Consider the following 22,579-nt stretch of genomic DNA (forward strand, 5'->3'; position numbering starts at 1 on the left):
GGTTTGAGCCACTACCGACGGCGTATGTGGAGGCCGGCCCACCCCCTACCCCTCCCTTTCAGGGAGGGGGGAAGGATAGGTCGGCGCCTTGGCCTAGCAGCGGGCTTTCACGCTCGCGCCAAACTCAGACCTGAGAATGATGCCCCTTCAGCTCATCCCCGACGATCCGCACCACGTGCAGCACGTTGGTGGACCCAGGCGTCCGGAACGGCACGCCCGCGAGCACGATGACCCGGTCGCCAGCCTTGGCGATCCCGTGCCGCAACGCCATCCGCTTCGACTTCGCGACCATGTCCTCGAACGATTCGACGTCGCGCGTGTGCACCGCATGCGTGCCCCACAGCAGCCCGAGCCGACGCGCGGTCTCCTGGCTAGGCGTGAGGACCAGCAGCGGCACCGACGGCCGCTCGCGCGCGATCCGGCGGGCGGTCGAGCCCGAGGTGGTGAAGCAGATGATCGCCACCGCCGACACGGTCGCGGCGATGTTCTTCGCGGCCTCGGCGAGCGCGTCCGCAGTGGTCGGATCGGGCTTCATCACGGTGAAGTGCATGCGGTCGCCATGCTCGGGATCGGCCTCGACCGACACGCCGATCGCATCCATCATCGCGACCGATTCGACCGGCCATGCACCCGCCGCGCTCTCCGCCGACAGCATGATCGCGTCGGCGCCGTCATACACCGCTGTCGCTACGTCCGACACTTCCGCCCGCGTAGGGGAGGGCGACGTGATCATCGATTCGAGCATCTGCGTCGCGACCACCACCGGGCGCCCCATCCGGCGCGAGACCTCGACGATGCGCTTCTGCAAAGGCGGCACCTGCTGCGGCGGAAGCTCGACGCCGAGATCGCCGCGCGCGACCATCACGCCGTCGCAGGCCTCGACGATTTCCTCGAGCCGCTCGATGGCCGCCGGCTTCTCGATCTTCGCCATCAGCGCCGCCTTGCCGCCGATCAGTTTCCGCGCTTCCCAGAGATCTTCCGGGCGCTGCACGAACGACAGCGCGATCCAGTCGACGCCCTGGTCGACCGCGAAATCCAGATCGCTGCGATCCTTCTCGGTCAGCGCGGCCATCGGCAGCACGACGTCGGGGACGTTCAGCCCCTTGCTGTTCGACAGCGCGCCGCCGACCTCGACCCGAGTCGTGATCTCACGCGGGCTGTGCGACACGACCCGCAGCACCAGCTTGCCGTCGTCGAGCAGCAGGCGCGCGCCCGGCTCGATCGCCGCGAAGATCTCGTCGTGCGGCAGTTCCACCCGCGTCGCATCGCCCGGCGTGGGATCGCGGTCGAGCAGGAACGTCGATCCGGTTTCCAGCACGGTGCGCCCGCCGTCAAACTTGCCAACGCGCAGTTTCGGGCCCTGCAAATCGGCGAGGATCGTCGAAGGGCGGCCAAATTCCTTTTCGAGCGCTCGAATCGCTTGGATCACGGCGATCTTCGACTGCTGGTCGCCGTGGCTCATGTTGATGCGGAACGCGTCGGCGCCGGTGCGGAACAGCGTCGCGATCATCTCGGGGGTGCTGCTGGCGGGGCCGAGCGTCGCGAGAATACGGACTTTCCGCGAACGAGGTGCGATGGCCATGGTCATGCGTTGCGTTTTCCTGGGGGAGGTCTTTGCCGCCACGCGCCTTAAACCCTATCTCCGCGGGATCAACCACGGAGCATAGTGAATGACCCCCGATCGCCTCGAAACACTCGATGATGCCGTAGCGGCGCAAGCCTTTCGCCGCCTGGTCCGCCACCTCCGCCACCGCGAGGACGCGCAGAACGTCGACCTGATGGGACTCGCCGGTTTTTGTCGCAATTGCCTGTCCGACTGGGTCGAGGAAGCCGGTGGCCTGCCGAAGGACGAGGCGCGCGAGACGGTGTACGGGATGCCCTATGCAGAGTGGAAGGCGCACCACCAGGGCGACGCGACGCCCGAGCAGCTCGAGCGGATGAAGGCGAGCGTCGCGAAGAACGCGGTGGCCTGAGCTTAGCCGTCGCTTGAGCCGAACACGGTAAACGCCTAGACGCGGCCCCGCACCCCGCAGCGGTCTGATTCACGACGTCATCCGACGGCGATCATCTGAGCGGGGTTTCTCGATTGGCTTTGGGCCGGCGCGTGGCGCTGGCGAGTGGGGAATTTTCGATGTCTGACGAACGGCAACACGGCATGGGCGGCGGCGCGGTCGCAGCGGACGAACTGCGCCTGCTGATCGAGCGCGCCGAGCGTCTCGAAGAAGAGAAGAAGGGTATCTCGGACGACATCAAGGACGTGATGGCCGAAGCCAAGGGCCGCGGTTACGATCCGAAGGCGATCCGTAAGATCCTGTCGATCCGGAAGAAGAAGAAGGAAGAATACCAGGAGGAGGAAGCGATCCTCGAGGTGTATCTCCAGGCGTTGGGAATGATCTGAGGATCGTTCGATCTCCCGCGGTGCCTTTCGCTCGACCTGTCACTCGGCGGCGGGGAGAGGCACCGCGTTAACGCTGTCGCTATACCGGTAGAGAATGCTTCTCCCGATCTTCGCGGCGCTCGTCCTGTTCCTGATCATCAACATGATCACGATCGCCGCGTTCGCGATCGACAAGCGACGATCGTCAACGGGCATGTGGCGCATCCCCGAAACCCGCTTGCTCTGGTTCGCCGCGCTCGGCGGAAGCCCCGGCGCGTTCTGGGCGCGCAATCGCTACCGGCACAAGACCCGCAAACAACCGTTCGTCGGACGGCTTCAGCTCATCGCCATGGTCCAGGTCGGCGTGATCGCAGGGCTCGGGGTCGCCTTTGCGATCTGATCTCGAACGCCTTCAACGACATTGCCGCTCCTGACGCGTGGGTGTATTGCTGTTATACAGCATTATATCGGGGGCAAGCATGCGGGTATCTTTGGGAATTGCGGCGGCAATATTATGCGGTGCGTTGGTCAGTGCTCCGGTGGCTGCGCAGTCGGGGGAGACCGACGCACAAAAACTTGGTCAGCGCGCCGAAGCGTTCGTCCAGGTCCGCAACCAGTTCGATCAGGCGGCGATGATCGCGATGATGGCGCCCGAATACCAGGAAGTGTCGCCCGTCGGCGAGGTAGATTCGCGCGACCGGGTCATCGGGTTCTACGCAGCCGACAAGAAATCCGCCGCGCCGCCGATGACGATCACCGAGACCGTCGCGCGGCCTGCCGGCACGATCGGCGTCGTGACGATGCGGATCGCCTACACGATGCCCGGCAAGGACGGCCAGACGCAGACGCGGGCGCTGCGGGCCGGCTTCGTCGCGCGACGGATTAAGGGCGACTGGCAGTTCGTGTCGTTGCAGTTCACCCCGATCCGCAGATGACGGCCTAAGCCGCCTCAGCCGGCAGCGTCGTCCACCCCAACCCCGGTATCGTGATCGAGCGTTTGCCGGCCAGATCGGTGCGGCAGACGATCAGCTCGCGGCTTTCGATATAGCCGATCAGGCGCTTCACCCGGCCTAGCGAACTCGTCCCATAGGTGGCCGCGATGCGCGCATCCGAAGGGCAGGGTTCACCCTCCCGCGCTGCACGCGCGACCAGCAGGAACGCACCGAGCATGTCGTCGGGGAGCCCGCTCGCCACGTCGAGGGCGGCCGTCCAGGCTTCGTCGGTCATGTCGAAGATGCCGGCGCGGGCGCAGCTTAACCGGCGCACGAACCCGGGCAGGTCGAGCGGGGGCTTGGCGAGACCCCCCATCCGGCACCGCACCTGGAAATCCTGGAACAGCACCGATGGCGGCCGCAACGTCGACTCCGGATCCTCGACGATCGCGCGGAAGACGTCGGCGTAGACCGCCTCAACCTCGTCGTCGGTCTTCTCGGGCGGTGGCGGAGCCGCAGTGCGGGGCTCGGGCGGGCGGGCGATGCCGTCGAGCAATTCCTCCGCCGGCACGCGACGCGGGCGCGAATCGAACATCAGGCCGAGTTCGGGGGCATCGACCACGGGCTCCGACAACAGATCCTGCAGATCCATCGGCGCCGCGCTGGGGAGGGGGGTCAGCTTCGGGCTGCCGCTCCGCGCGGATGTGGCCACATCGCCGATCTTCACCGTGATCGGCCGGCGCGACACGGCCGGCCCGAGCGCCATGAATGTGCCGCGCTGGAGATCACGAATCGCCTCCGCCTGACGCCGCTCCATCCCGAGCAGATCCGCGGCGCGCGCCATGTCGATGTCGAGGAAGGTGCGGCCCATCAGGAAGTTCGAGGCTTCCGCCGCGACGTTCTTCGCGAGTTTCGCCAGACGTTGGGTCGCGATCACGCCGGCGAGGCCGCGCTTACGGCCACGGCACATCAGGTTGGTCATCGCCGCCAGCGACGCGCGGCGCACTTCCTCGGAGACTTCGCCGCCGGTCACTGGCGCGAACATCTGCGCTTCGTCGACCACCACCAGCACCGGATACCAATGCTCGCGCGGCGCATCGAACAGCGCGGACAGGAACGACGCGGCGCACCGCATCTGGCCCTCGACCTCAAGTCCTTCGAGGCTGAGCACGGCGGACGTCCGGTGTTCGCGCAACCGCGTGGCGATGCGCGCGATCTCGCGTTCGCTATAGTCGCCGGCCTCGATCACGACGTGCCCGTGCGGCCCCGCGAGCGTCACGAAATCGCCCTCCGGATCGATCACGATCTGCTGGACATGCCCCGCCGATCGCTCGAGCAGCCGGCGCAGCAGATGCGATTTTCCCGAGCCCGAATTGCCCTGCACCAACAGGCGGGTGGCGAGTAGTTCCTCCAGGTCGACGCCGACGGCAGTACCATTGCCGTCGGTGCCCATATTCACGCTAACCGTCATGCCGCGCGTTTGGCAGGTGCGGGCGTGTGGGAGCAAGGAGTCTTTGTGAGGTGCAGCTATTCAGCGTCGCGATCCTCCCCCGCCAGGGGGAGGTGGCTGGCGCTTGCCAGACGGAGGGGGAGGAAAGGGCAACGCCTGTTCCGTGTCCTCCCCCTCCGACGCTTCGCGCCACCTCCCCCTGGCGGGGGAGGATGAGCAAGGCTCCGTCGCACCCAGGGCTTTGCGCGCTGCAATAATCCGCAATCCCGGCTAGGCCTTGGAGCATGGCCACACACTCCCCGCTCGCCGATCTCTCGCAACGCCTGCTCGGCAAGGCGCCGGGCGAACTGGACGAGGAGGAGCGCCGTGTCCTCGCCGGTATCGAATCGGGGACTACCGTCAGTCGCGATGCCGCCGACGTGTCCGACGAGCGCGCCACCTTCGGCGAGCGGCTGTCCGACCGCGTGGCGAAGATCGGCGGGTCTTGGGCGTTCATCATCGCCTTCACGCTGGTGCTGATCGGCTGGATGCTGCTGAATTCGGACATCCTGGCGCATTTCGGGCGGGCGTTCGATCCGTATCCCTACATCTTCCTCAACCTGCTGCTGTCGACGGTCGCGGCGATCCAGGCGCCGGTGATCATGATGAGCCAGAACCGGCAATCGGCGAAGGATCGCCTAGCCGCCAGCCTCGATTACGAGACCAATTTGCGCGCAGAGCTCGACATCCTGCGCATCCATCACAAGATCGACCATCTCGTGCTGGCCCGGCTCGACGCGATCGAGCAGAAGATAGACGGTCTGGCGAAAAGCGCCCCCGGAGCCTAAGAGCGGCGCATCAGGCTATTAGAGGCACCGATGGCAGGCCATTCCAAATACAAGAATATCATGTACCGCAAGGGCGCGCAGGACAAGAAGCGCTCGTCGGCGTTCAGCAAGCTCAGCCGGGAAATCACGGTCGCGGCCAAGATGGGGCTGCCCGACGTCGACATGAACCCGCGCCTGCGCGCGGCGGTGAACGCGGCCAAGGCGGCGTCGTTGCCGAAGGAAAACATCCAGCGCTCGATTGACAAGGCGAGCCGCGGCGATGCCGAGAATTACGAAGAGATCCGCTACGAGGGCTTCGGTCCCGGCGGCGTGTCGCTGATCATCGAGGCGCTGACCGACAACCGCAACCGCACCGCGACCAACGTGCGCGTCGCGGTCGGCAAGAACGGCGGCAATTTGGGCGCGGGCGGTTCGGTCAGCCATGCGTTCGACCGCGTCGGGTTGATCTCGTATCCGGCGAGCGCGGGCGATGCCGACACGGTGTTCGAAGCGGCGCTTGAGGCTGGCGCCGAGGACGTCACGTCGAGCGAGGACGGCCATGAGGTCTGGACCGCGCAGGGCGACCTGCACGAAGTGGCCAAGGCTTTGGAAGCCAAGCTCGGCGAGGCCGAAGGTGCAAAGCTCGCCTGGCGCCCGCAGGTGATGGTCGCGGTCGGTGCGGACGATGCGGCGACTTTGTTCAAGCTGATCGACGCGCTCGACGACGACGACGACGTGCAGACCGTCTGGGGCAATTACGAGATCTCCGACGAGATCATGGAGTCGCTGGGTTGAGATGAAGAAGGTGGGTTCACGCGGAGACGCGGAGACGCGGAGAGTGGTGCTTCGTGGCTACGTCTTCCGCGCTAGCGGCCTGATATCTGGCGGCCAGCCCGGAGAATTGAAAGTCTCGCTAACGCGAGACGATCGCCAGGAACGCACCACCTCCGCGTCTCCGCGTCTCCGCGTGAACCAACCTTCTACTTCCTCATGATCATCCTGGGACTAGACCCCGGCCTCGGTACCACCGGCTGGGGCGTCATCCGCGCCGATGGCAACCGCCTGAGTCATGTCGCCAACGGCCAGATCAAGACCGATCCGTCGATGGCGCTCCCCCGCCGCCTTACGGCGCTGTACAACGCGCTGATCGACGTCATCCGCACCGAGCGCCCGGACGGCGCGGCGGTGGAGGAGGTGCTCGGCAACAGCAACGCGCAATCGACGCTCAAGCTGGGCCAGGCACGCGGCGTCGTGCTGCTCGCCGCGGCGGGCGCGGGGCTGCATATCGGCGAGTATCACCCGTCGACCGTCAAGAAGGGCGTCGTCGGCACCGGCGGCGCCGACAAGAAGCAGATCCAGGCGATGATGGCGGTGCTGCTGCCCGGCGCGAAGCTCGCCGGGCCCGATGCTGCCGATGCGCTGGCCGTTGCGATCACGCATGCTCATCATGTCGCAAGCGCCGCGGCCTTGTCGCGCCGCAGTGGTATCGGCGCCTGATCCACGCGCACGTCCGATAGTATCCGCTGGTAGAGGCAAACAAACTTGCGGATCGCTACCTTGGCGCCGTTCTGCATACTCCTACAAAACTTGGTTCGTTTTGAACTAGATTTTACCAGTGCCCGTATAAAACCATTCCGGTCAGGTTTTGATAGCCAAGCCTGAAATGGTGTGGCAGCGCCGTCGTGCAATTAATTTAGATTAAAGGCTTGGCAATGCGGGCGGAAGACGTGCGGGGCGGCACGAGCAGCGGTACCGTTTCTCCCTCGGCATTCGTGATGCCCGACGGCATGGCGATGCGCTATGATATGCCCGATCCGGCCTTGTCCGAGTATTTGACCGGCTACGCGATCTACGCGTCGATCGACCGCACGCCGATGCTCAACTGGTACCTGCCCGCGCCCGCGATGATCTCGGTGCTCGTCGATGCCGGTCCCTTGACCGTGTCGATCGGCAATCATCGGTTCGGTCCGGTGGATCGTGCGAGCTTCTACGGACCGACCAGCCGTGCCTTCCGAACCGAGACGCGTGGCGGGATCGCCGTCGGCATCGGCCTGAGCGCGCTCGGCTGGTCGCGGCTGACCGCGCGGTCGGCGGGCGATTTCCACAACCGCGTGGCGCCGTTGAGTGTCGCCCTCGGAGCCGAACTTTCCGCCCGTCTGATCGAAGGCCTGGACGCGCTCGACGACGATTCGATGATCAAGCCGCTGCTCGACGAAGTTTTCTGCGGCCTGTTCGATCGTCCGCATCCGCGTGACGCGCTGATCCGCGCGTTCACCGCGTTGACGGTGACCGATGGCGTGATCGAGATGAAGGACGTCGCCGACCGGCTGGATATCCCGACACACGAATTGCGCCGGATGGCGACGCGTCACTTCGGCATGCCGCCAAAGCTGTTGCTGCGGCGCGCGCGGTTCCTCCGCTCGTTCATCCGCCTGATCACGGCCGACGGTCTCAACGACTATTCGATGATCGACAGCAGCTATTTCGACGCGTCGCATTTCCTGCGCGATGCCGGCACGTTTCTCGGCACGACCCCGCGCCGGTTCATCGCCTCCGACACGGTATTCCTGCGGGCCAGTCTGCGCGCGCGGGCAGCGGTGATCGGCGCGCCGACCCAGGCGCTCCACGGCGTCGCGAAACCCGCCCCGACCTTGCCGAACAGATCCTCCGGCGATCCCGATCGGCTCCAACCGAGCGCGTGAGGAGTGGCGCGCTTGAGGACCGGCGCGCTTGAGGACCGGCGCGCTTGAGGACCGGCGCGCTTGAGGACCGGCGGGGTGCGCGGCGGCGCGTTCGCCGCGGTTTTGCCGGGATGACGCCGCGCACCCTTTGTTCTACCGGCTGAACCATGATCGTGCATCTCAAAGGGCGCCTGGATTCCACGGGCATCGACTACGCGGTGATCGACGTCGGCGGAGTCGGCTATCAGGTCGGCGCGTCGGCGCGGACGCTCTCGGCACTGGGACCGATCGGCGAGGCGTGCACGGTGTTCACCGAATTGCTCGTCGGCGAGGATTTCCAGCGGCTGGTAGGGTTCTCCAGCGCGGACGAACGCGACTGGTTCCGGTTGCTGACCGGGGTTCAGGGGGTTGGCGCGCGCGTCGCGCTCGCGATCCTGTCGGCGCTGGAGCCGGTCGATCTGAGCCGTGCGATCGCCAGCGGCGACAAGGCGATGGTCGCGCGGGCGAATGGCGTCGGGCCGAAGCTCGCCCAGCGCATCGTCATGGAATTGAAGGACAAGGTCGGCGGCATCGCGCTAGGGCTCGGGCCGGCGGTTGTGAACGCCGCGCCGGGAGCGTCTGCGGATGCGGTGTCGGCGCTCCTCAACCTCGGATTCCGCCCGAACGAGGCGAGTGTCGCGGTGGCCGCGGCTGACGAGGAACTGGGGGCAGGTGCCTCGCTCGACGCGCTGGTGCGACTGGCGTTGCGCAAGGCGTCTAAGTCTTAGCTTTACCGCGAGTGCAAGTGGCGAACCTTTCCATCCTCCCCCGCCAGGGGGAGGTGGCTGGCGAATGCCAGACGGAGGGGGAGGAAAGGGAGACGGTCGTTCCATGTCCTCCCCCTCCGTCACCTTCGGCGCCACCTCCCCCTGGCGGGGGAGGATAGGAAATTATGATCCGGAGTGGCTCAAAGTGGCGTAAGCAGGGCCTTCCCCGAAAAATGCGCGTCGAGGTTCGCAACCACCAGCGCCGCCATCGCAGCCCTGCCATCGACCGTAGCGCTGCCCTGATGTGGCGACAGGACGACCTGATCCATCGCCTTGAGCGCATCGGGAACGGACGGCTCGTCGGCAAACACATCAAGCCCTGCGCCCGCGATCGTCCCAGCCGCGAGCGCCGCGATCAGAGCGGTTTCGTCGATCAGGCTGCCACGAGCGATGTTGACCAGAATACCGTCACCGCCAAGCGCCGCGAGGACACCGGCGTCCACGATATGCGCCGTCGCATCGCCACCCGGAGCTGAGACGATCAACACGTCGCACGCCGCCGCGAGCGAGGCGATGTCGGCATGAAACACGCCCGTGAAATCCGGCTTGGCGGAGCGCGCAGTGTAATGGAGTCCGCGCGCAAACGGTGCGGCGCGCTTGGCGATGGCCTTGCCGATCCGGCCCAGCCCGAAGATGCCGATCCTTCGCCCGCTCGCGCGTCGAGAAAGGTCGACCTGCCACCCGCCATCGCGCACCGCACGGTCGTTCGCAACGACCCGCCGCTGCACCGCCAGCATCAACGCGATCGCAAGGTCCGCGACATCGTCGGTCAGCACGTCGGGCGTCGTCGTCACCGCGATGCCTCGCGCCTGGGCCGCAGCCAGGTCGATCCCATCATAACCGACGCCGTGGATCGCGACGATCTCCAGCGCGGGGAGGCGATCGAGCAGCGCCGCATCGACGACGCTGCTCCCACCCCCGACGATCGCGCGCGTCGTCGCGGGCGGATCCTTGCGGTGCAGCGTGAATCGCTCGGCGAGCGTCGCCTCCAACGCGGGCGAGACTCCGCCCAGCAGATACAAATCGGGATGCGTGGCTTGGTTGGTCATCGGACACCCATAGCCGCCTTGCCCCCTTCGCCGCGAGCGCGCTATCGCGAGCGGGTGACCGATACAGACCGCATCCTGACCGCCGCCAAGCGTCCCGAAGACGTCGACGCCGCGCTGCGCCCGAAGACGCTCGACGAATTCGTCGGGCAGAAGGCCGCGCGCGAGAATCTGCGCATCTTCATCCAGGCGGCAAAGTCGCGCGGCGATGCGCTGGATCACGTGCTGTTCTTCGGCCCGCCCGGGCTCGGCAAGACGACGCTCGCGCAGATCGTCGCGCGCGAGATGGGGGTGGGCTTCCGCGCCACCTCGGGCCCGGTGATCGCCAAGTCTGGGGATCTCGCCGCGCTGCTTACCAATCTCGAGGATGGCGACGTGCTGTTCATCGACGAGATCCACCGGTTGCAGCCCGCTGTCGAGGAGGTGCTGTACCCGGCGATGGAGGACCGTGCGCTCGACCTGATGATCGGCGAGGGGCCGTCCGCGCGTTCGGTGCGGATCGACCTGCCGCGGTTCACGCTGATCGGCGCGACCACGCGGCAGGGGTTGCTGACGACGCCGTTGCGGGACCGCTTCGGCATCCCGGTGCGGCTGCAATTCTATACGGTCGAGGAACTGGAGCGCGTGGTGACGCGGGCCGCCGGCCTGCTCGGGCTGGGAATCGCGAAGGATGGCGCGATGGAGATTGCGCGGCGGGCACGGGGTACGCCGCGTATCGCCGGGCGGTTGCTGCGACGGGTGCGCGATTTCGCGAATGTCGCCGGGCACGAGACGGTCGACGCGCGGGCGGCGGATGCGGCGCTCAATCGGCTTGAGGTCGATTCGCTCGGGCTCGATGCGATGGATCGGCGGTATCTGATGATGATCGCGGATATTTATCGCGGGGGACCTGTGGGGGTGGAGACCTTGGCGGCGGGGTTGAGCGAACCGCGCGATACGATCGAGGAGGTGATCGAGCCGTATCTGATCCAGCTGGGTCTGATAGCGCGGACGGCGCGCGGTCGATTCCTCAATGCAGGCGGCTGGAAGCACCTAGGCCTGAACCCGCCAGCCGGCAGCCAGGACGGACTGTTCGACGCCTGACCTCTCTTAATTCTTCCCCCCTCCCTGAAAGGGAGGGGCAGGGGGGTGGGTCGGCTTCCGCACATTCCAGACTTTGGTGCCTCGAGCGGGCCGACCCACCCCCAACCCCTCCCTTCCAGGGAGGGGGGAAGTGAGGGAGTGTTCGACGCTATCGATCCTCGCTTGTAAGAAATCCCCGCCAAAGATCGATCGAACTTCGCCCCAACACTGCTTTTGTTGCGTGGCACCCAAGCGCTTCATCTGATAGCCAACCCAAATGCCCCTTTCGGCCGCCGCCTCCGCCCGCGAAATCCTCACCAGCCTTCACGACGTGATGGCGTCGCGCACCTCCGCGCAAGCCAAGCTGAACGCCGTCGTCGGCATCATCGCCACCGCGATCGACAGCGAAGTCTGCTCGATCTACCTGTTGCGCGAAGGCGTGCTCGAGCTGTTCGCGACCCGCGGGCTGGATCAGGCGGCGGTCCACGTCACCAAACTCGCGCTCGGCGAGGGATTGGTCGGCACGATCGCCGAGGACGTCGAGGTGCTCAACCTCGACGAAGCTGCGAGCCACCCCGATTTCGCCTACAAGCCCGAGACCGGCGAGGACCGTTTCCACAGTTTCGCGGGCGTGCCGATCATCCGCCGCGAGCGGTCCGTGGGGGTCCTGGCCGTCCAGCACACCGACCGTCGCAAATATGCGGACGTCGAGATCGAGGCATTGCAGACGGTCGCGATGGTGCTGTCGGAACTGATCGCCAATGCGGGGCTCATCGACACCACCGGCGGCGGCGCGGATCGCCCGCAGTCGACCGCGGCGATGCGAATCCCCGGCCAGAAGCTCGTCGACGGCATGGGCGCGGGCTACGCGGTCTATCACCAGCCGCGCATCACGATCGAGCATACCGTCGCCGAGGATACCGACGCCGAGCGCCACCGCGTCTATGCGGCGTTCGACAAGATGCGCGAAGGCATCGACCGGATGACGCGCGAGGCCGAATTCGGCGTCGGCGGCGAGCATGTCGAAGTGCTCCAGACCTACAAGATGTTCGCGTACGACGAGGGCTGGGCGCGGCGCATCAACGAGGCGATCGACTCCGGCCTGACCGCCGAGGCGGCGATCGAGCGCGTCCAGCAGCGCACCCGCCAGCGCATGCGCCAGATCGACGATCCGCTGCTCGCCGACCGGATGCACGACCTGGAGGATCTGTCGAACCGGCTGCTCCGTATCGTCTCGGGGCAGATGGGCACCGCGGCGCAACTCGGCCTGCGCCAGGACACGATCCTGATCGCACGCAACCTGGGGCCTGCCGAACTGCTCGAATACGACAAGCGCCGGCTGAAGGGCGTGATCCTCGAGGAGGGCTCGCTCACCGCGCACGTCACGATCGTCGCGCGCGCGATGGGCGTGCCCGTGCTCGGCCGCGTCCGCGATATCCGCCGCCTCGTCGCGGAGGGCGACATGCTGTTGCTCGACAGCGCCGAGAGCAACGTCTTCGCGCGACCCTCCGCGGCGATGGAGGAGGCGTTCGATGCGCGGCTCGCGATGCGGCAGAAGCGCAAGGCTGCGTTCGCGGCGTTGCGCGACGTCCCGCCGATCACGAAGGATGGCCACCGGCTGACGCTAATGGTCAATGCTGGCCTGCGTGACGACGTTGCCGCGCTCGATGTCACGGGCGCGGACGGCATCGGGCTGTTCCGCACCGAGTTCCAGTTCCTTGTTTCGGCCACTTTGCCGCAGCGCGAGCGCCAGCAGCGGCTTTACAAGGAAGTGCTCGACGCTGCGGGCGAGCGCCCGGTGATCTTCCGCACCGTCGATATCGGCGGCGACAAGGCGCTGCCGTATTTGAACAAGGAAGATTCGGACGAGGAGAACCCGGCCATGGGCTGGCGCGCGCTGCGCCTTGGCCTGGAACGCGACGGGTTGATGAAGGTGCAGGCGCGCGCGTTGCTCGAAGCAGCCGCCGGTCGCACCCTAAACGTGATGTTCCCGATGGTCAGCGAACCCTGGGAGTTCGACGAGGCGCGCGCGCTGTTCGAGGCGCAGCGGACCTGGCTCGAAGGGCGCGGGCGGAAGATGCCGCTGGCGATCCGCTACGGCGCGATGCTCGAAGTCCCCGCGCTTGCCGAGATGCTCGACGTGCTGCTGCCGCGTATCGAGTTCCTGTCGATCGGCACCAACGACCTGACCCAGTTCCTGTTTGCGGCCGATCGCGCCAATCCCAAGCTCGCCGAGCGTTACGACTGGCTCAGCCCGTCGATCCTCCGCTTCATCGCGCGGCTGGTGTCGCCGACCCGCGACGCCAAGGTCGATCTGGCGGTGTGCGGCGAGATGGGCGGGCGGCCGCTGGAGGCGATGGCGCTGATCGGCCTCGGCATCGAGCGATTGTCGATTACGCCTGCCGCAGTCGGTCCGATCAAGGCGATGACGCGCTCGCTCGATCGCGCCGCGCTCACAAAATACATGGCGGGGCTGCTGGCGGACCCACCCCGCGACATGCGCGGCGCGCTGACCGCGTGGGCGACCGAAAATGGCGTGGAAATCGTCTGAAGGCCCGAAACCGGCGGTTCCGGGCCGCGTGCGCGTTGACACGGCTGGGGGCCTCTGAAAGACGGGGGGCATGACGGGCAACGCTACGCAGCCCGCTTCGGAGACAAGAATGGACGAGGTCGAAACCGGCCAGAACGCTACGCCCGCTGTACCAGAGCGTGCTGGCGACATTCTTCGGAACAGCCGCGAGTCGCAGGGATTGAGCGTCGCGGATATCGCCGCACGTACGCGCGTGCCGCTGCGCCATCTCGAGGCGATCGAGGCATCCGACTATTCCGCACTGCCGTCCTCCACCTATGCGGTCGGCTTCAGCCGCGCCTATGCGCGTGCGGTCGGCGTCGACGAGGTGCGGATCGCGCAGCTGGTGCGCGAAGACGTCGCCAAGCTCGGCCGCCGCACGCCCGAATACGAACCTTACGAGATGACCGATCCGTCGCGCGTACCCTCGCGTGGGATCGCGATCGTCGCGCTGGGGATCGCGATCGCGGTGCTGGTGCTGGTCGGCCTCTGGTACGGGACCGACATGTTCCGCGGATCGAGCGAGTCCTCGACCGCGACGCCGGTTGCGCAAACCGCGCCGAACCCCACCGCGCAGACCGCGCAACCCGTGCCTGCCCCCGCGACGCCCGCGAACGGCCAGGTGACGCTGACCGCCTCGGACGAGGTGTGGATGCGCGTCTACGATGCCGACAACAAGACGCTCTACCTCGGCACGATGAAGCCGGGCGAGAAGTTCGACGTGCCCAAGGACGCGAAGGACCCGATGATCAACATCGGTCGGGCGGACAAGCTGGCGGTGACGCTCAATGGTGCCGCCGCGCCGGCGCTCGGCACCGGCGAACGCGCGATCAAGGACGTCCGCATCGGGGCGCCGGCGATCGCCGCGCGTCTTGCCGGTACGCCTGAGCCGCAGCCGACGCCGACCGCCGCGTCGGCCACGCCGTCCGGAACCAGCGAGCGGTCGCGTACGAGCAGCCGCCCGCGTACGCCGCGTCGGCCCCTGACCGAAACCCAGCGTGCCAATTTGGACGCTGCCGCCAACCCGCCGCCCGCCGCTACGGCAACGCCGACCCCGTGAGAACCGGCGGGCATCGCCAGGGCCTTAAGGCTGGCGACAGGATGGGTAGTGCAGCTATACCCGGACGATTAACCAATCCACCGGGGGGTGTGGCCCATGCGTAAGTCTATTCTGATCGGCGTCTGCCTCGCGGCCCTGATGCCGACCGCGATCTCCACTGGCGCCCAGGCGCAAAACGTCGAGGGCCGCGTCGGCAAGCTCGAAAGCGAAATGCGCGCGGTCCAGCGGAAGGTCTTCCCCGGTGGTGCCGGCCAGATGCTCCAGCCCGAAGTGCGCGCGCCGCAGAACGAGCAGGGCCCGGGGCCGGGCTCGCCCGCGACCAGTGCGCTCGCCGACGTGAACCAGCGCGTGACGTCGCTCGAACAGCAGATGACCTCGCTCACCGAGCAGATCGAGCAGAACCAGAACCGCACGCGCCAGTTGCAGGATGCGTTCGACAATTACCGCCGCTCGAACGACGCGCGGATGAAGACGCTCGAAACCGGCCCCGCGCCGATCGCCGGCACCGGCGGTCCGACCGAGCCCGACGATCCCTCGAATGCCGGCCCCTCGAACGGCGGCCCGTCGCGCCCGACGACCCGCCCCGAGACGGCGTCGAGACCGGACACGCCGGCTCCGACCAGGGTTTCGGTCGAGAAGCCTGCCACCGGCGATCCGGCGGAGGACGAGTATCTGTACGGTTACCGCCTTTGGGAGGCCAAGCAATATCCGCAGGCCCAGGCGCAGCTGAAGAAGGTCGTCGCCGACTATCCGAAGAGCAAGCGCGCCAGCTATGCGCAGAACCTGCTCGGCCGCGCGTATCTCGACGAGGGCAAGCCGAGCCTCGCGTCGATGGCGTTCTACGACAATTACAAGAAGATGCCCGACGGCGAGCGGGCGTCGGACAGCCTGCTGTACCTCGGCCAGGCGTTGACCAAGCTCAACAAGCCGGCCGATGCCTGCAAGGTGTATGACGAGCTCAACGACGTCTATGGAGCGAAGATGGCCTCGGCGATGAAGGGCCAGGTTGCCGCCGGGCGCAGCGCGGCGAAGTGCAAGTAAGCAGGTTCACCAATGAACACCGGCCCCTCTGAAATCCTCCCCTGCAAGGGGAGGTGGCAGCCCATCGGGCTGACGGAGGGGTATCGCGCCATCGAGAGCGGGTCACCCCTTCGTCTGGCAAGCGCCAGCCACCTCCCCTCGAAGGGGAGGAAAGACGCTTTGCACACGGCCAACCGCGCATGACCGAAGAAGGCCGCCGCTTCGCCGCCGACTTCGCGCGGCTGGCCAGCGACATCACCAACCCGCTGTTCGCCGTCTCGGGTGGCCCCGACAGCATGGCGATGCTCACCCTCGCGCACGAAGCGCTCCCCCCCGGCTTCACGGTCGCCAGCATCGACCATCGCCTCCGTCCCGAAGCGGTGGAAGAGTCCGCGATGGTCGCTGCGCACTGCGCGACGCTCGGCATCCCCCACGCCACGCTCGCGCCGAGCGAGCCGATCACCGGCGCCAGTATCCAGGCGCAGGCTCGCACCACGCGCTATGCCCTGCTCACCGATCACGCCCGCGCGATCGGGGCAGGGACGCTCGTCACCGGCCATCACGCCGACGACCAGGCCGAGACCTTCCTGATGCGCGCCGCCCGCGGTTCCGGCCTCGCGGGGCTTGCCGGTGTACGTGCCCGCACCGAAATCCACGGCGTCACGGTCATTCGCCCACTACTCGACTGGCGCCGCGCCGAACTCCGCGCGATCGTCCGTCGTGCCGAAGTGCCGTTCTTCGACGATCCCTCGAACCACGACGACCGTCACGACCGCACCCGCTTCCGCCGGTTGCTCGGCGAGAATGAATGGCTGGGTACGCCCAACCTCGCCCGCGCGGCCGCGGCACTCGCCGAGACCGATACCGACGTCCGCGCGATGGTCGAGTGGATCTGGAGCGAACGCGCCAAGGTCGGCGGCGGAGAGGTGAAGCTCGCGGTCGAGAAGCTTCCCCGCGAGATTCTCCGCCGCCTCGCTCGCCGCGCGATCGGCACGGTCCGCACCGAGGCGGGCATCGTCGCGCCGGAATGGACCGAGGCCGCGAACATCGAGAAGTTGCTAGACTCGCTGATGGCCGGCAAGCGCACCACGCAGGCCGGGATCATCGCCAGCGTCCGCGGCGACGTCTGGCGCTTCCGCGAGGCACCGCCGCGTCGGGCCCCCGCGTCGGGCCCTGCTTGAACGTCGGGCCCCGCCTGAACCACGTGACGATCCGTTCACACTGATCAACGCAACTCGCGCGTTGTTCCATTGCCATTAACCTGCGCACGCTTATCTTGTGCGGTGAAAGGTATCGTGCACCCATGAGCGACAACGACAACCGCGGTCAGAAGCCCCAGGGCCCCGGAAACGGTGGCCCCGAGAACGGCGGCGGCAATCCCTGGATGAAAAGCCTGTTGATCTGGGTCGGCATCCTGCTCGCGCTGGCACTGTTCGTGACCATGTTCGACGGCCGCACCGCGGCGTCGAGCGGCAACACGATCGCCTATTCGGCGTTCCTCGACAAGGTCGACGAGGGCACAGTCAAGGACGTCAACATCTCGCGCGATATCATCTCGGGGACATTGTCCTCGGGCGAGAAGTTCAAGTCTTACCCGATCCAGGATTCGACGCTCGTGCCCCGGCTGCGCGAGAAGGGCGTCTCGATCAGCGCGAAGCCCGAAGAGGGTCCGTCGATGCTGGCGCTGCTCCTGTATCAGTCGCTGCCATTCCTGCTGTTCCTCGGCATCGCGTTCTTCGTCCTGAAGCAGATGCAGAAGAATTCGGGCTCCGGCGCGATGGGCTTCGGTAAGAGCCGCGCGAAGATGCTGACGCAAAAGGAGGGTAAGGTCACCTTCCAGGACGTCGCCGGCATCGACGAGGCACGCGAAGAGCTCGAGGAAATCGTCGAGTTCCTGAAGGACCCGACCAAGTTCGCCCGGCTCGGGGGCAAGATTCCCAAGGGCGCCTTGCTGGTCGGCTCGCCCGGTACCGGCAAGACGCTGCTCGCCCGCGCGATTGCGGGTGAGGCCGGCGTGCCATTCTTCACGATCTCGGGTTCGGACTTCGTCGAGATGTTCGTCGGCGTCGGTGCGAGCCGTGTCCGCGACATGTTCGAGCAGGCCAAAAAGTCCGCACCGTGCATCGTCTTCATCGACGAGATCGATGCCGTCGGTCGTCATCGCGGCGCCGGTCTCGGCAACGGGAATGACGAGCGCGAGCAGACGCTGAACCAGCTGCTGGTCGAAATGGATGGCTTCGAGGCGAACGAAGGTATCATCATCATCGCCGCGACCAACCGTCCCGACGTGCTCGATCCGGCGCTGTTGCGTCCGGGCCGCTTCGATCGTCAGGTCGTCGTGCCGCGGCCGGATATCGAGGGTCGCATCAAGATCCTCGAAGTCCACATGAAGAAGGTGCCTCTCGCCCCCGATGTCGACGCTCGCGTGATCGCTCGCGGTACGCCCGGCTTCTCGGGTGCGGATCTCGCTAACCTCGTCAACGAGGCTGCACTGCATGCGGCGCGCAAGGGCAAGCGTCTGGTGGCGATGGCCGAGTTCGAGGAGGCGAAGGACAAGGTCATGATGGGCGCAGAGCGTCGCAGCATGGTCATGACCGACGACGAGAAGCGGATGACCGCGTATCACGAGGCCGGCCACGCCGTCGTCGCGATGCACGAGGCTGCCTCGGATCCGATCCACAAGGCGACGATCATTCCGCGCGGCCGTGCGCTGGGCATGGTGATGCGTCTGCCCGAGCGAGACTCGTACAGCTATCACCGCGACAAGATGTACGCGAACCTCGCGGTATCGATGGGCGGCCGCGTCGCCGAGGAAGTCATCTTCGGCTACGACAAGGTCTCCAGCGGAGCATCCGGCGACATTCAGTACGCCACAGGTCTGGCACGCGACATGGTCACGCGTTGGGGCATGTCGGACAAGGTCGGCCCGCTGGAATATGGCGAGCCTGAGGGCGAGTCGTTCCTGGGTTACTCGTCGAGCCGACCCTCGCGCATGTCGAACCAGACTGCCCAGCTTATCGACGACGAGATCAAGCGGATCGTCGAAGGCGGTCTCGACCGCGCCAAGCAGGTGTTGAGCGATCATGTCGACCAGCTCCACACCGTTGCCGGCGCGCTGCTCGAGTTCGAGACGCTGACAGGCGACGAGATCAAGAAGCTGATCGCCGGCGAAGACCTTGATCGTCCGGATCCGGGTGCGAAGGCGTCGACCGTCCCGCGTGCAGGTACGTCGATCCCGAAGACGCGGCGTCCGAACGGTCCGTTCGGTACGCCGACCCCGCTGGGGGCGTGATCCGGTTCACCCAGCAGTAACCTAAGTATCTCTATGGGCGGTCTTTTCTCGGAAAGGCCGCCCATGTCGTATGTTCGCTCCAAGGCGCTGATCGCCGCGCTGACGATCGCTGGTCTAGCGATGCCGGCGAGTGCCGCGATGACGGTCGGCACCTTCCTCGCCCGCGCCAACGCGCTGCGTGACCAGGGCCCGATGGCGTTGATGTCGCCAGATTTCCCCGCGCTGAAGGCCGAGGCGAAAGCCGCGACCAATCAGCTGAAAGCCGAACGCGCCGCCCGCGCCGCCGCTGGCAAGCCACCGATCGCCTGTGTTCCCGAGGGTGAGTCGGTCGGCATCATGGATATGCTCGACGGTCTCGAGGAACTCCCCGCCAGCTACCGGAAACGCCCCCTCAAGGATGGTTACGCCCGGGTATTGGCGAACCTGTACCCCTGCCGCTGAGCGGGCACGTGTGTTCGGGTTAGGGGGCTAGGGACACCACGCGCGATCCGCCGCACCAGCCTTCTCCGTCGTCCGACCCGTGTCTGGCTCCCGGTCCAAGTTCGCTGCAAGTCCGTCACGCCAGCGAAAGCTGGGGTATCCCCGTTGGCTGGCGACGCGACCCGCACCATAAGATCCCGGCTTTCGCGGGGATGACGGCAATTGGGAAGGGGGCCAGTTTTCGCGGGAATGACGAATTCGGTCACTCGCCCCCAAGCCCGTCACCCCAGCGGAAGCTGGGGTATCCCTGTTGGCTGGCGACGCGACCTGCACCGTGAGATCCCAGCTTTCGCTGGGACGACGGCGATTGGGGAGGGAGCCAGTTTTCGCGGGAATGACAAATCCGGTCACCCGCTTCAAGCCCGTCACCCCAGCGGAAGCTGGGGTATCCCGGTCGGCTAGCGACGCGACCTTCGCCATGAGATCCCAGCTTTCGCTGGGATGACGACGATTGGGGCCGTCCCGATTTTCGTTCGGCTGAGGAATGCGCTCGGATTGCCGATCCGTTCTAAAATGACGGAACGACAGGTCTACCCCCGACCTAATCCGTCAACCCGTGCAGCAACAGCAGCACGACAAACGCCAGCAGCACCGTGAACGCGAATGTCAGCAGCGCGACCGTCCGCCACGCCGCCGAGCGCTTGCGGAGCGAATACGCCCCGCGAAGCTGCGCGAACATGTGGATCGGCGGTACCAGCATTGCCGCGATTACGATCCAGCCCTCCGCGACGCCGATCACGCCCGCGACGATCAGCACGATCGTCAACAGCATCATGAACGCCAGCGAGTAGGTCACGAAGATCGCGTGATCGTAAAGATGATGCCGGCGGCGCCACAGGAACAGGAGCGCCATGAACGGCACGGAGAGCGGAATAAGCCCCCAGCTGTATTTATAGGCGCTGGTCTGCAGTTTGTAGAGCATCAGCCCCGGATTGCCGTTCGCCTTGGCGATGCCGTGATCGAGCCGTTCCCAACCGGTCTTGAAGTCGCCGAGATCGACGATCTTGCCGTACGCGATGCCGTTCTGCATATCCGCCGCCACGCCGAGCGCGCGAACGGTGGTACGAACGGCGCTGGCCTGTTGGTCGAGGGCGGCGATCGACTGTCCCGAATAGGTCGCACCCGCCTTCACAGCGGCCGCCTTTTGCGCCTCGATCCTGTTGAGCGCGACGCGAGCCTTCGCTGCCTCGCGCGCATAATCCGACGTCTTCGCGGAGCGCTTGTCCTGAAGGAAGTCCTTCGTCATCTCGCCACCGACCGCGCCGATCGTCGCGAACATCAGGAAGACGGTGAACAGGAACAGCGCGAGCGGCGACACGAACCGCGCCCGCTCGCCATTGACGTAGCGCCGCGTGAGCGTGCCGGGATGCAGGATCAAGAGCGGTAACGTCCGCCATATCTTACCCTCGAAGTGGAAGACCCCATGCGCGATCTCGTGCCCGATCCCGCCGAGCGAACGGTGGACGTGCGCGGACTGCCCGCAGGTATGGCAGTGCTCACCGAGTAACCGGGTCCCGCAATTGAGACAGAGCGCGTCGTTCGGACCATGGCCGGCATGCGCACGGTGGGCGTTCCCCGCCTTGGGTTCGACCGCGCGCCCGACCAGGGCGCCCGTGGCGATATCCGCCGCTGCTTCGATATCTCCGGTCATGAGTCCCCCTGTAATATCGATAGCGTAACGAGTTCGCGGCGTTGGCGCGAGGGGCTTCGCATGCTACCGCGCGGACCATGGCCGATGCAGAAAATCCGACCGAATTGATCGCCGAAATGGGCCGCCGCGCGCGCTCGGCCGCGCTGGTGCTGGCATCGATGCCGTCTGCACGGAAGGCTGCGGCGCTGGCTTCCGCGGCGGAGTCGATCCGGGTGGCATCGGCGGGAATCGTTGCGGCGAATGCGGAGGACATGACGCGCGCAGCGGACGCCGGTCTGTCTGGCGCGCTGTTGGATCGGTTGCGGCTGGACGAAGCGCGCGTTGCGGCAATGGCGGATGGGGTCGCGGCAGTCGCGGCACTCGCCGATCCGGTCGGGCAGGTGATCGACGCCAGCGAGCGTCCGAACGGCCTGAAGCTCTCGCGCGTCCGCGTGCCGATCGGCGTCATCGGCATCATCTACGAGAGCCGCCCGAACGTCACCGCGGACGCCGCGGCGCTGTGCGTGATGGCCGGCAACGCAGCGATCCTGCGCGGCGGGTCCGAAGCGGTGAGGAGCAACCGCGCGATCCATGCGGCGCTGGTCGAGGGCCTGAAGGCGGGCGGGGTACCCGTCGATGCGGTGCAACTCGTGCCGACCACCGATCGCGCGGCTGTCGGCGCGATGCTGAAGGCAGACGGGGTGATCGACCTGATCATCCCCCGCGGTGGCAAGAGCCTGGTCGCCCGCGTCCAGGCCGAAGCGCGCGTTCCCGTCCTCGCGCATCTCGACGGCATCAATCACGTCTATGTCCACGCCTCGGCGGACCCGGCAATGGCAGCGGCGGTCGTGGTCGACGCTAAGATGCGCCGCACCGGCGTCTGCGGATCGATGGAAACGCTGCTGATCGACCGGGATTACGCCGACGCGCCGGCCCTGATCCGAGGTCTCGCGGCAGCGGGTTGCGAAGTGCGCGGCGACGCAAGCACACGGGCGCTCGTCCCCGAGATCGCCGCCGCCGATGCCGCGGACTGGGATACCGAATATCTCGACGCGATCGCCTCGGTCGCGATCGTCGACGGCTTGGACGCGGCGGTCGCGCACATTGCCCGTCACGGCTCGCACCACACCGACGCGATCGTCGTCGAGGATGCTGGCGTCGCCGAGCGCTTCCTGACTGCGGTCGACAGCGCGATCGTCCTCTGGAACGCCTCCACCCAGTTCGCCGACGGCGGCGAGTTCGGCCTCGGCGCGGAGATCGGCATCGCCACCGGCCGCCTCCACGCCCGCGGCCCGGTCGCACTCGAAGGCCTCACCACCTATAAATGGATCGGCCGCGGCACCGGCCAGGTGCGCGGTTGATGCCCCG

21 protein-coding genes are annotated in these 22,579 nt (G+C 66.6%); 17 read left to right on the forward strand and 4 right to left on the reverse strand.

Features of this window, described 5'->3' with window-relative positions; all coding sequences use genetic code 11:
* Positions 1 to 124 precede the first annotated feature (124 nt).
* A complete protein-coding gene (gene pyk, locus H8S47_RS15955) occupies positions 125 to 1,588 on the reverse strand; it encodes a pyruvate kinase (RefSeq protein WP_187504776.1) in 1,464 nt (487 codons plus the stop codon).
* Between the two features lie 82 nt (positions 1,589 to 1,670).
* On the opposite strand from pyk, the gene H8S47_RS15960 reads away from it, so the two are divergent.
* The 4 genes from H8S47_RS15960 (at position 1,671) to H8S47_RS19055 (ending at position 3,312) form a co-directional block, all read left to right on the forward strand.
* Positions 1,671 to 1,973: a DUF1244 domain-containing protein gene (locus H8S47_RS15960; RefSeq protein ID WP_187504777.1), complete on the forward strand. Its 303-nt coding sequence runs from the start codon at positions 1,671 to 1,673 to the stop codon at positions 1,971 to 1,973.
* 182 nt (positions 1,974 to 2,155) lie between these two features.
* Positions 2,156 to 2,398, forward strand: coding sequence for a DUF2312 domain-containing protein (locus H8S47_RS15965; RefSeq protein ID WP_197942503.1), 243 nt, complete (start codon positions 2,156 to 2,158; stop codon positions 2,396 to 2,398).
* Between the two features lie 94 nt (positions 2,399 to 2,492).
* The gene (locus H8S47_RS15970; RefSeq protein ID WP_187504778.1) at positions 2,493 to 2,777 is read left to right on the forward strand and encodes a DUF1294 domain-containing protein; all 285 of its coding nucleotides are present in this window, start codon (positions 2,493 to 2,495) and stop codon (positions 2,775 to 2,777) included.
* A gap of 139 nt (positions 2,778 to 2,916) precedes the next feature.
* Positions 2,917 to 3,312 carry a YybH family protein gene (locus H8S47_RS19055; protein ID WP_187504779.1) on the forward strand — a complete coding sequence of 132 codons (396 nt, stop codon included), beginning with the start codon at positions 2,917 to 2,919 and terminating at the stop codon, positions 3,310 to 3,312.
* A gap of 4 nt (positions 3,313 to 3,316) precedes the next feature.
* Here the strand turns inward: H8S47_RS19055 and H8S47_RS15980 are convergent, their stop codons facing one another.
* Entirely contained in the window at positions 3,317 to 4,780 is a 1,464-nt protein-coding gene (locus tag H8S47_RS15980; protein WP_056061281.1) for a helicase HerA domain-containing protein, read from the reverse strand.
* A gap of 263 nt (positions 4,781 to 5,043) precedes the next feature.
* Here H8S47_RS15980 and H8S47_RS15985 point away from each other — a divergent pair, with 263 nt between their 5' ends.
* The 5 genes from H8S47_RS15985 to ruvA all read left to right on the forward strand — a co-directional run bounded on the left by H8S47_RS15985 (position 5,044) and on the right by ruvA (position 9,013).
* Entirely contained in the window at positions 5,044 to 5,586 is a 543-nt protein-coding gene (locus H8S47_RS15985; protein ID WP_187504780.1) for a DUF1003 domain-containing protein, read from the forward strand.
* A gap of 30 nt (positions 5,587 to 5,616) precedes the next feature.
* The gene (locus H8S47_RS15990; RefSeq protein WP_056477859.1) at positions 5,617 to 6,360 is read left to right on the forward strand and encodes a YebC/PmpR family DNA-binding transcriptional regulator; all 744 of its coding nucleotides are present in this window, start codon (positions 5,617 to 5,619) and stop codon (positions 6,358 to 6,360) included.
* A 195-nt stretch (positions 6,361 to 6,555) separates the two neighbouring features.
* Positions 6,556 to 7,062 carry a crossover junction endodeoxyribonuclease RuvC gene (gene ruvC, locus H8S47_RS15995; RefSeq protein WP_187504781.1) on the forward strand — a complete coding sequence of 169 codons (507 nt, stop codon included), beginning with the start codon at positions 6,556 to 6,558 and terminating at the stop codon, positions 7,060 to 7,062.
* A 215-nt stretch (positions 7,063 to 7,277) separates the two neighbouring features.
* A complete protein-coding gene (locus H8S47_RS16000) occupies positions 7,278 to 8,267 on the forward strand; it encodes a hypothetical protein (RefSeq protein WP_187504782.1) in 990 nt (329 codons plus the stop codon).
* Between the two features lie 146 nt (positions 8,268 to 8,413).
* Entirely contained in the window at positions 8,414 to 9,013 is a 600-nt protein-coding gene (ruvA, locus tag H8S47_RS16005; protein ID WP_187504783.1) for a Holliday junction branch migration protein RuvA, read from the forward strand.
* 179 nt (positions 9,014 to 9,192) lie between these two features.
* On the opposite strand, the gene H8S47_RS16010 is transcribed toward ruvA, so the two are convergent.
* A complete protein-coding gene (locus tag H8S47_RS16010; RefSeq protein WP_187504784.1) occupies positions 9,193 to 10,101 on the reverse strand; it encodes a 2-hydroxyacid dehydrogenase in 909 nt (302 codons plus the stop codon).
* Between the two features lie 54 nt (positions 10,102 to 10,155).
* Here H8S47_RS16010 and ruvB point away from each other — a divergent pair, with 54 nt between their 5' ends.
* The 7 genes from ruvB to H8S47_RS16045 all read left to right on the forward strand — a co-directional run bounded on the left by ruvB (position 10,156) and on the right by H8S47_RS16045 (position 19,542).
* Entirely contained in the window at positions 10,156 to 11,181 is a 1,026-nt protein-coding gene (ruvB, locus tag H8S47_RS16015; protein ID WP_056061260.1) for a Holliday junction branch migration DNA helicase RuvB, read from the forward strand.
* Between the two features lie 256 nt (positions 11,182 to 11,437).
* Entirely contained in the window at positions 11,438 to 13,711 is a 2,274-nt protein-coding gene (ptsP, locus tag H8S47_RS16020; protein ID WP_187504785.1) for a phosphoenolpyruvate--protein phosphotransferase, read from the forward strand.
* 70 nt (positions 13,712 to 13,781) lie between these two features.
* Positions 13,782 to 14,789: a RodZ domain-containing protein gene (locus H8S47_RS16025; RefSeq protein ID WP_235982980.1), complete on the forward strand. Its 1,008-nt coding sequence runs from the start codon at positions 13,782 to 13,784 to the stop codon at positions 14,787 to 14,789.
* A gap of 96 nt (positions 14,790 to 14,885) precedes the next feature.
* Positions 14,886 to 15,830 (forward strand): tetratricopeptide repeat protein, encoded by a 945-nt coding sequence (locus H8S47_RS16030; RefSeq protein ID WP_187504786.1) that lies wholly within the window; start codon positions 14,886 to 14,888, stop codon positions 15,828 to 15,830.
* Between the two features lie 179 nt (positions 15,831 to 16,009).
* A complete protein-coding gene (gene tilS, locus H8S47_RS16035) occupies positions 16,010 to 16,990 on the forward strand; it encodes a tRNA lysidine(34) synthetase TilS (RefSeq protein ID WP_187504787.1) in 981 nt (326 codons plus the stop codon).
* Between the two features lie 122 nt (positions 16,991 to 17,112).
* Positions 17,113 to 19,101, forward strand: a complete 1,989-nt coding sequence (ftsH, locus tag H8S47_RS16040) for an ATP-dependent zinc metalloprotease FtsH (RefSeq protein ID WP_187504788.1) — start codon at positions 17,113 to 17,115, stop codon at positions 19,099 to 19,101.
* Positions 19,102 to 19,164: 63 nt separating this feature from the next.
* Positions 19,165 to 19,542: a hypothetical protein gene (locus H8S47_RS16045; RefSeq protein ID WP_235982981.1), complete on the forward strand. Its 378-nt coding sequence runs from the start codon at positions 19,165 to 19,167 to the stop codon at positions 19,540 to 19,542.
* 580 nt (positions 19,543 to 20,122) lie between these two features.
* Here H8S47_RS16045 and H8S47_RS16050 read toward each other — a convergent pair.
* Positions 20,123 to 21,232: a DUF3667 domain-containing protein gene (locus H8S47_RS16050; protein WP_187504789.1), complete on the reverse strand. Its 1,110-nt coding sequence runs from the start codon at positions 21,230 to 21,232 to the stop codon at positions 20,123 to 20,125.
* A 77-nt stretch (positions 21,233 to 21,309) separates the two neighbouring features.
* Here H8S47_RS16050 and H8S47_RS16055 point away from each other — a divergent pair, with 77 nt between their 5' ends.
* Positions 21,310 to 22,572 carry a glutamate-5-semialdehyde dehydrogenase gene (locus H8S47_RS16055; protein ID WP_187504790.1) on the forward strand — a complete coding sequence of 421 codons (1,263 nt, stop codon included), beginning with the start codon at positions 21,310 to 21,312 and terminating at the stop codon, positions 22,570 to 22,572.
* Positions 22,573 to 22,579: the final 7 nt, after the last annotated feature.

Origin of the sequence: Sphingomonas albertensis (assembly GCF_014358075.1) — a bacterium.
Lineage (GTDB): Bacteria > Pseudomonadota > Alphaproteobacteria > Sphingomonadales > Sphingomonadaceae > Sphingomonas > Sphingomonas albertensis.

Excerpts from the sequence above, each read along its gene's own strand:
- ruvA (WP_187504783.1), top strand. The coding sequence starts at position 8,414 with ATGATCGTGCATCTCAAAGGGCGCCTGGATTCCACGGGCATCGACTAC.
- ruvC (WP_187504781.1), top strand. The coding sequence starts at position 6,556 with ATGATCATCCTGGGACTAGACCCCGGCCTCGGTACCACCGGCTGGGGC.
- H8S47_RS16050 (WP_187504789.1), bottom strand. The coding sequence starts at position 21,232 with ATGACCGGAGATATCGAAGCAGCGGCGGATATCGCCACGGGCGCCCTG.
- H8S47_RS15970 (WP_187504778.1), top strand. The coding sequence starts at position 2,493 with ATGCTTCTCCCGATCTTCGCGGCGCTCGTCCTGTTCCTGATCATCAAC.
- ftsH (WP_187504788.1), top strand. The coding sequence starts at position 17,113 with ATGAGCGACAACGACAACCGCGGTCAGAAGCCCCAGGGCCCCGGAAAC.
- H8S47_RS16055 (WP_187504790.1), top strand. The coding sequence starts at position 21,310 with ATGGCCGATGCAGAAAATCCGACCGAATTGATCGCCGAAATGGGCCGC.
- H8S47_RS16030 (WP_187504786.1), top strand. The coding sequence starts at position 14,886 with ATGCGTAAGTCTATTCTGATCGGCGTCTGCCTCGCGGCCCTGATGCCG.
- H8S47_RS15965 (WP_197942503.1), top strand. The coding sequence starts at position 2,156 with ATGGGCGGCGGCGCGGTCGCAGCGGACGAACTGCGCCTGCTGATCGAG.
- ptsP (WP_187504785.1), top strand. The coding sequence starts at position 11,438 with ATGCCCCTTTCGGCCGCCGCCTCCGCCCGCGAAATCCTCACCAGCCTT.
- H8S47_RS16025 (WP_235982980.1), top strand. The coding sequence starts at position 13,782 with ATGACGGGCAACGCTACGCAGCCCGCTTCGGAGACAAGAATGGACGAG.
- H8S47_RS15960 (WP_187504777.1), top strand. The coding sequence starts at position 1,671 with ATGACCCCCGATCGCCTCGAAACACTCGATGATGCCGTAGCGGCGCAA.
- H8S47_RS15990 (WP_056477859.1), top strand. The coding sequence starts at position 5,617 with ATGGCAGGCCATTCCAAATACAAGAATATCATGTACCGCAAGGGCGCG.
- H8S47_RS15980 (WP_056061281.1), bottom strand. The coding sequence starts at position 4,780 with ATGACGGTTAGCGTGAATATGGGCACCGACGGCAATGGTACTGCCGTC.
- H8S47_RS16010 (WP_187504784.1), bottom strand. The coding sequence starts at position 10,101 with ATGACCAACCAAGCCACGCATCCCGATTTGTATCTGCTGGGCGGAGTC.
- tilS (WP_187504787.1), top strand. The coding sequence starts at position 16,010 with ATGACCGAAGAAGGCCGCCGCTTCGCCGCCGACTTCGCGCGGCTGGCC.
- H8S47_RS16045 (WP_235982981.1), top strand. The coding sequence starts at position 19,165 with ATGTCGTATGTTCGCTCCAAGGCGCTGATCGCCGCGCTGACGATCGCT.
- H8S47_RS15985 (WP_187504780.1), top strand. The coding sequence starts at position 5,044 with ATGGCCACACACTCCCCGCTCGCCGATCTCTCGCAACGCCTGCTCGGC.
- H8S47_RS16000 (WP_187504782.1), top strand. The coding sequence starts at position 7,278 with ATGCGGGCGGAAGACGTGCGGGGCGGCACGAGCAGCGGTACCGTTTCT.
- pyk (WP_187504776.1), bottom strand. The coding sequence starts at position 1,588 with ATGACCATGGCCATCGCACCTCGTTCGCGGAAAGTCCGTATTCTCGCG.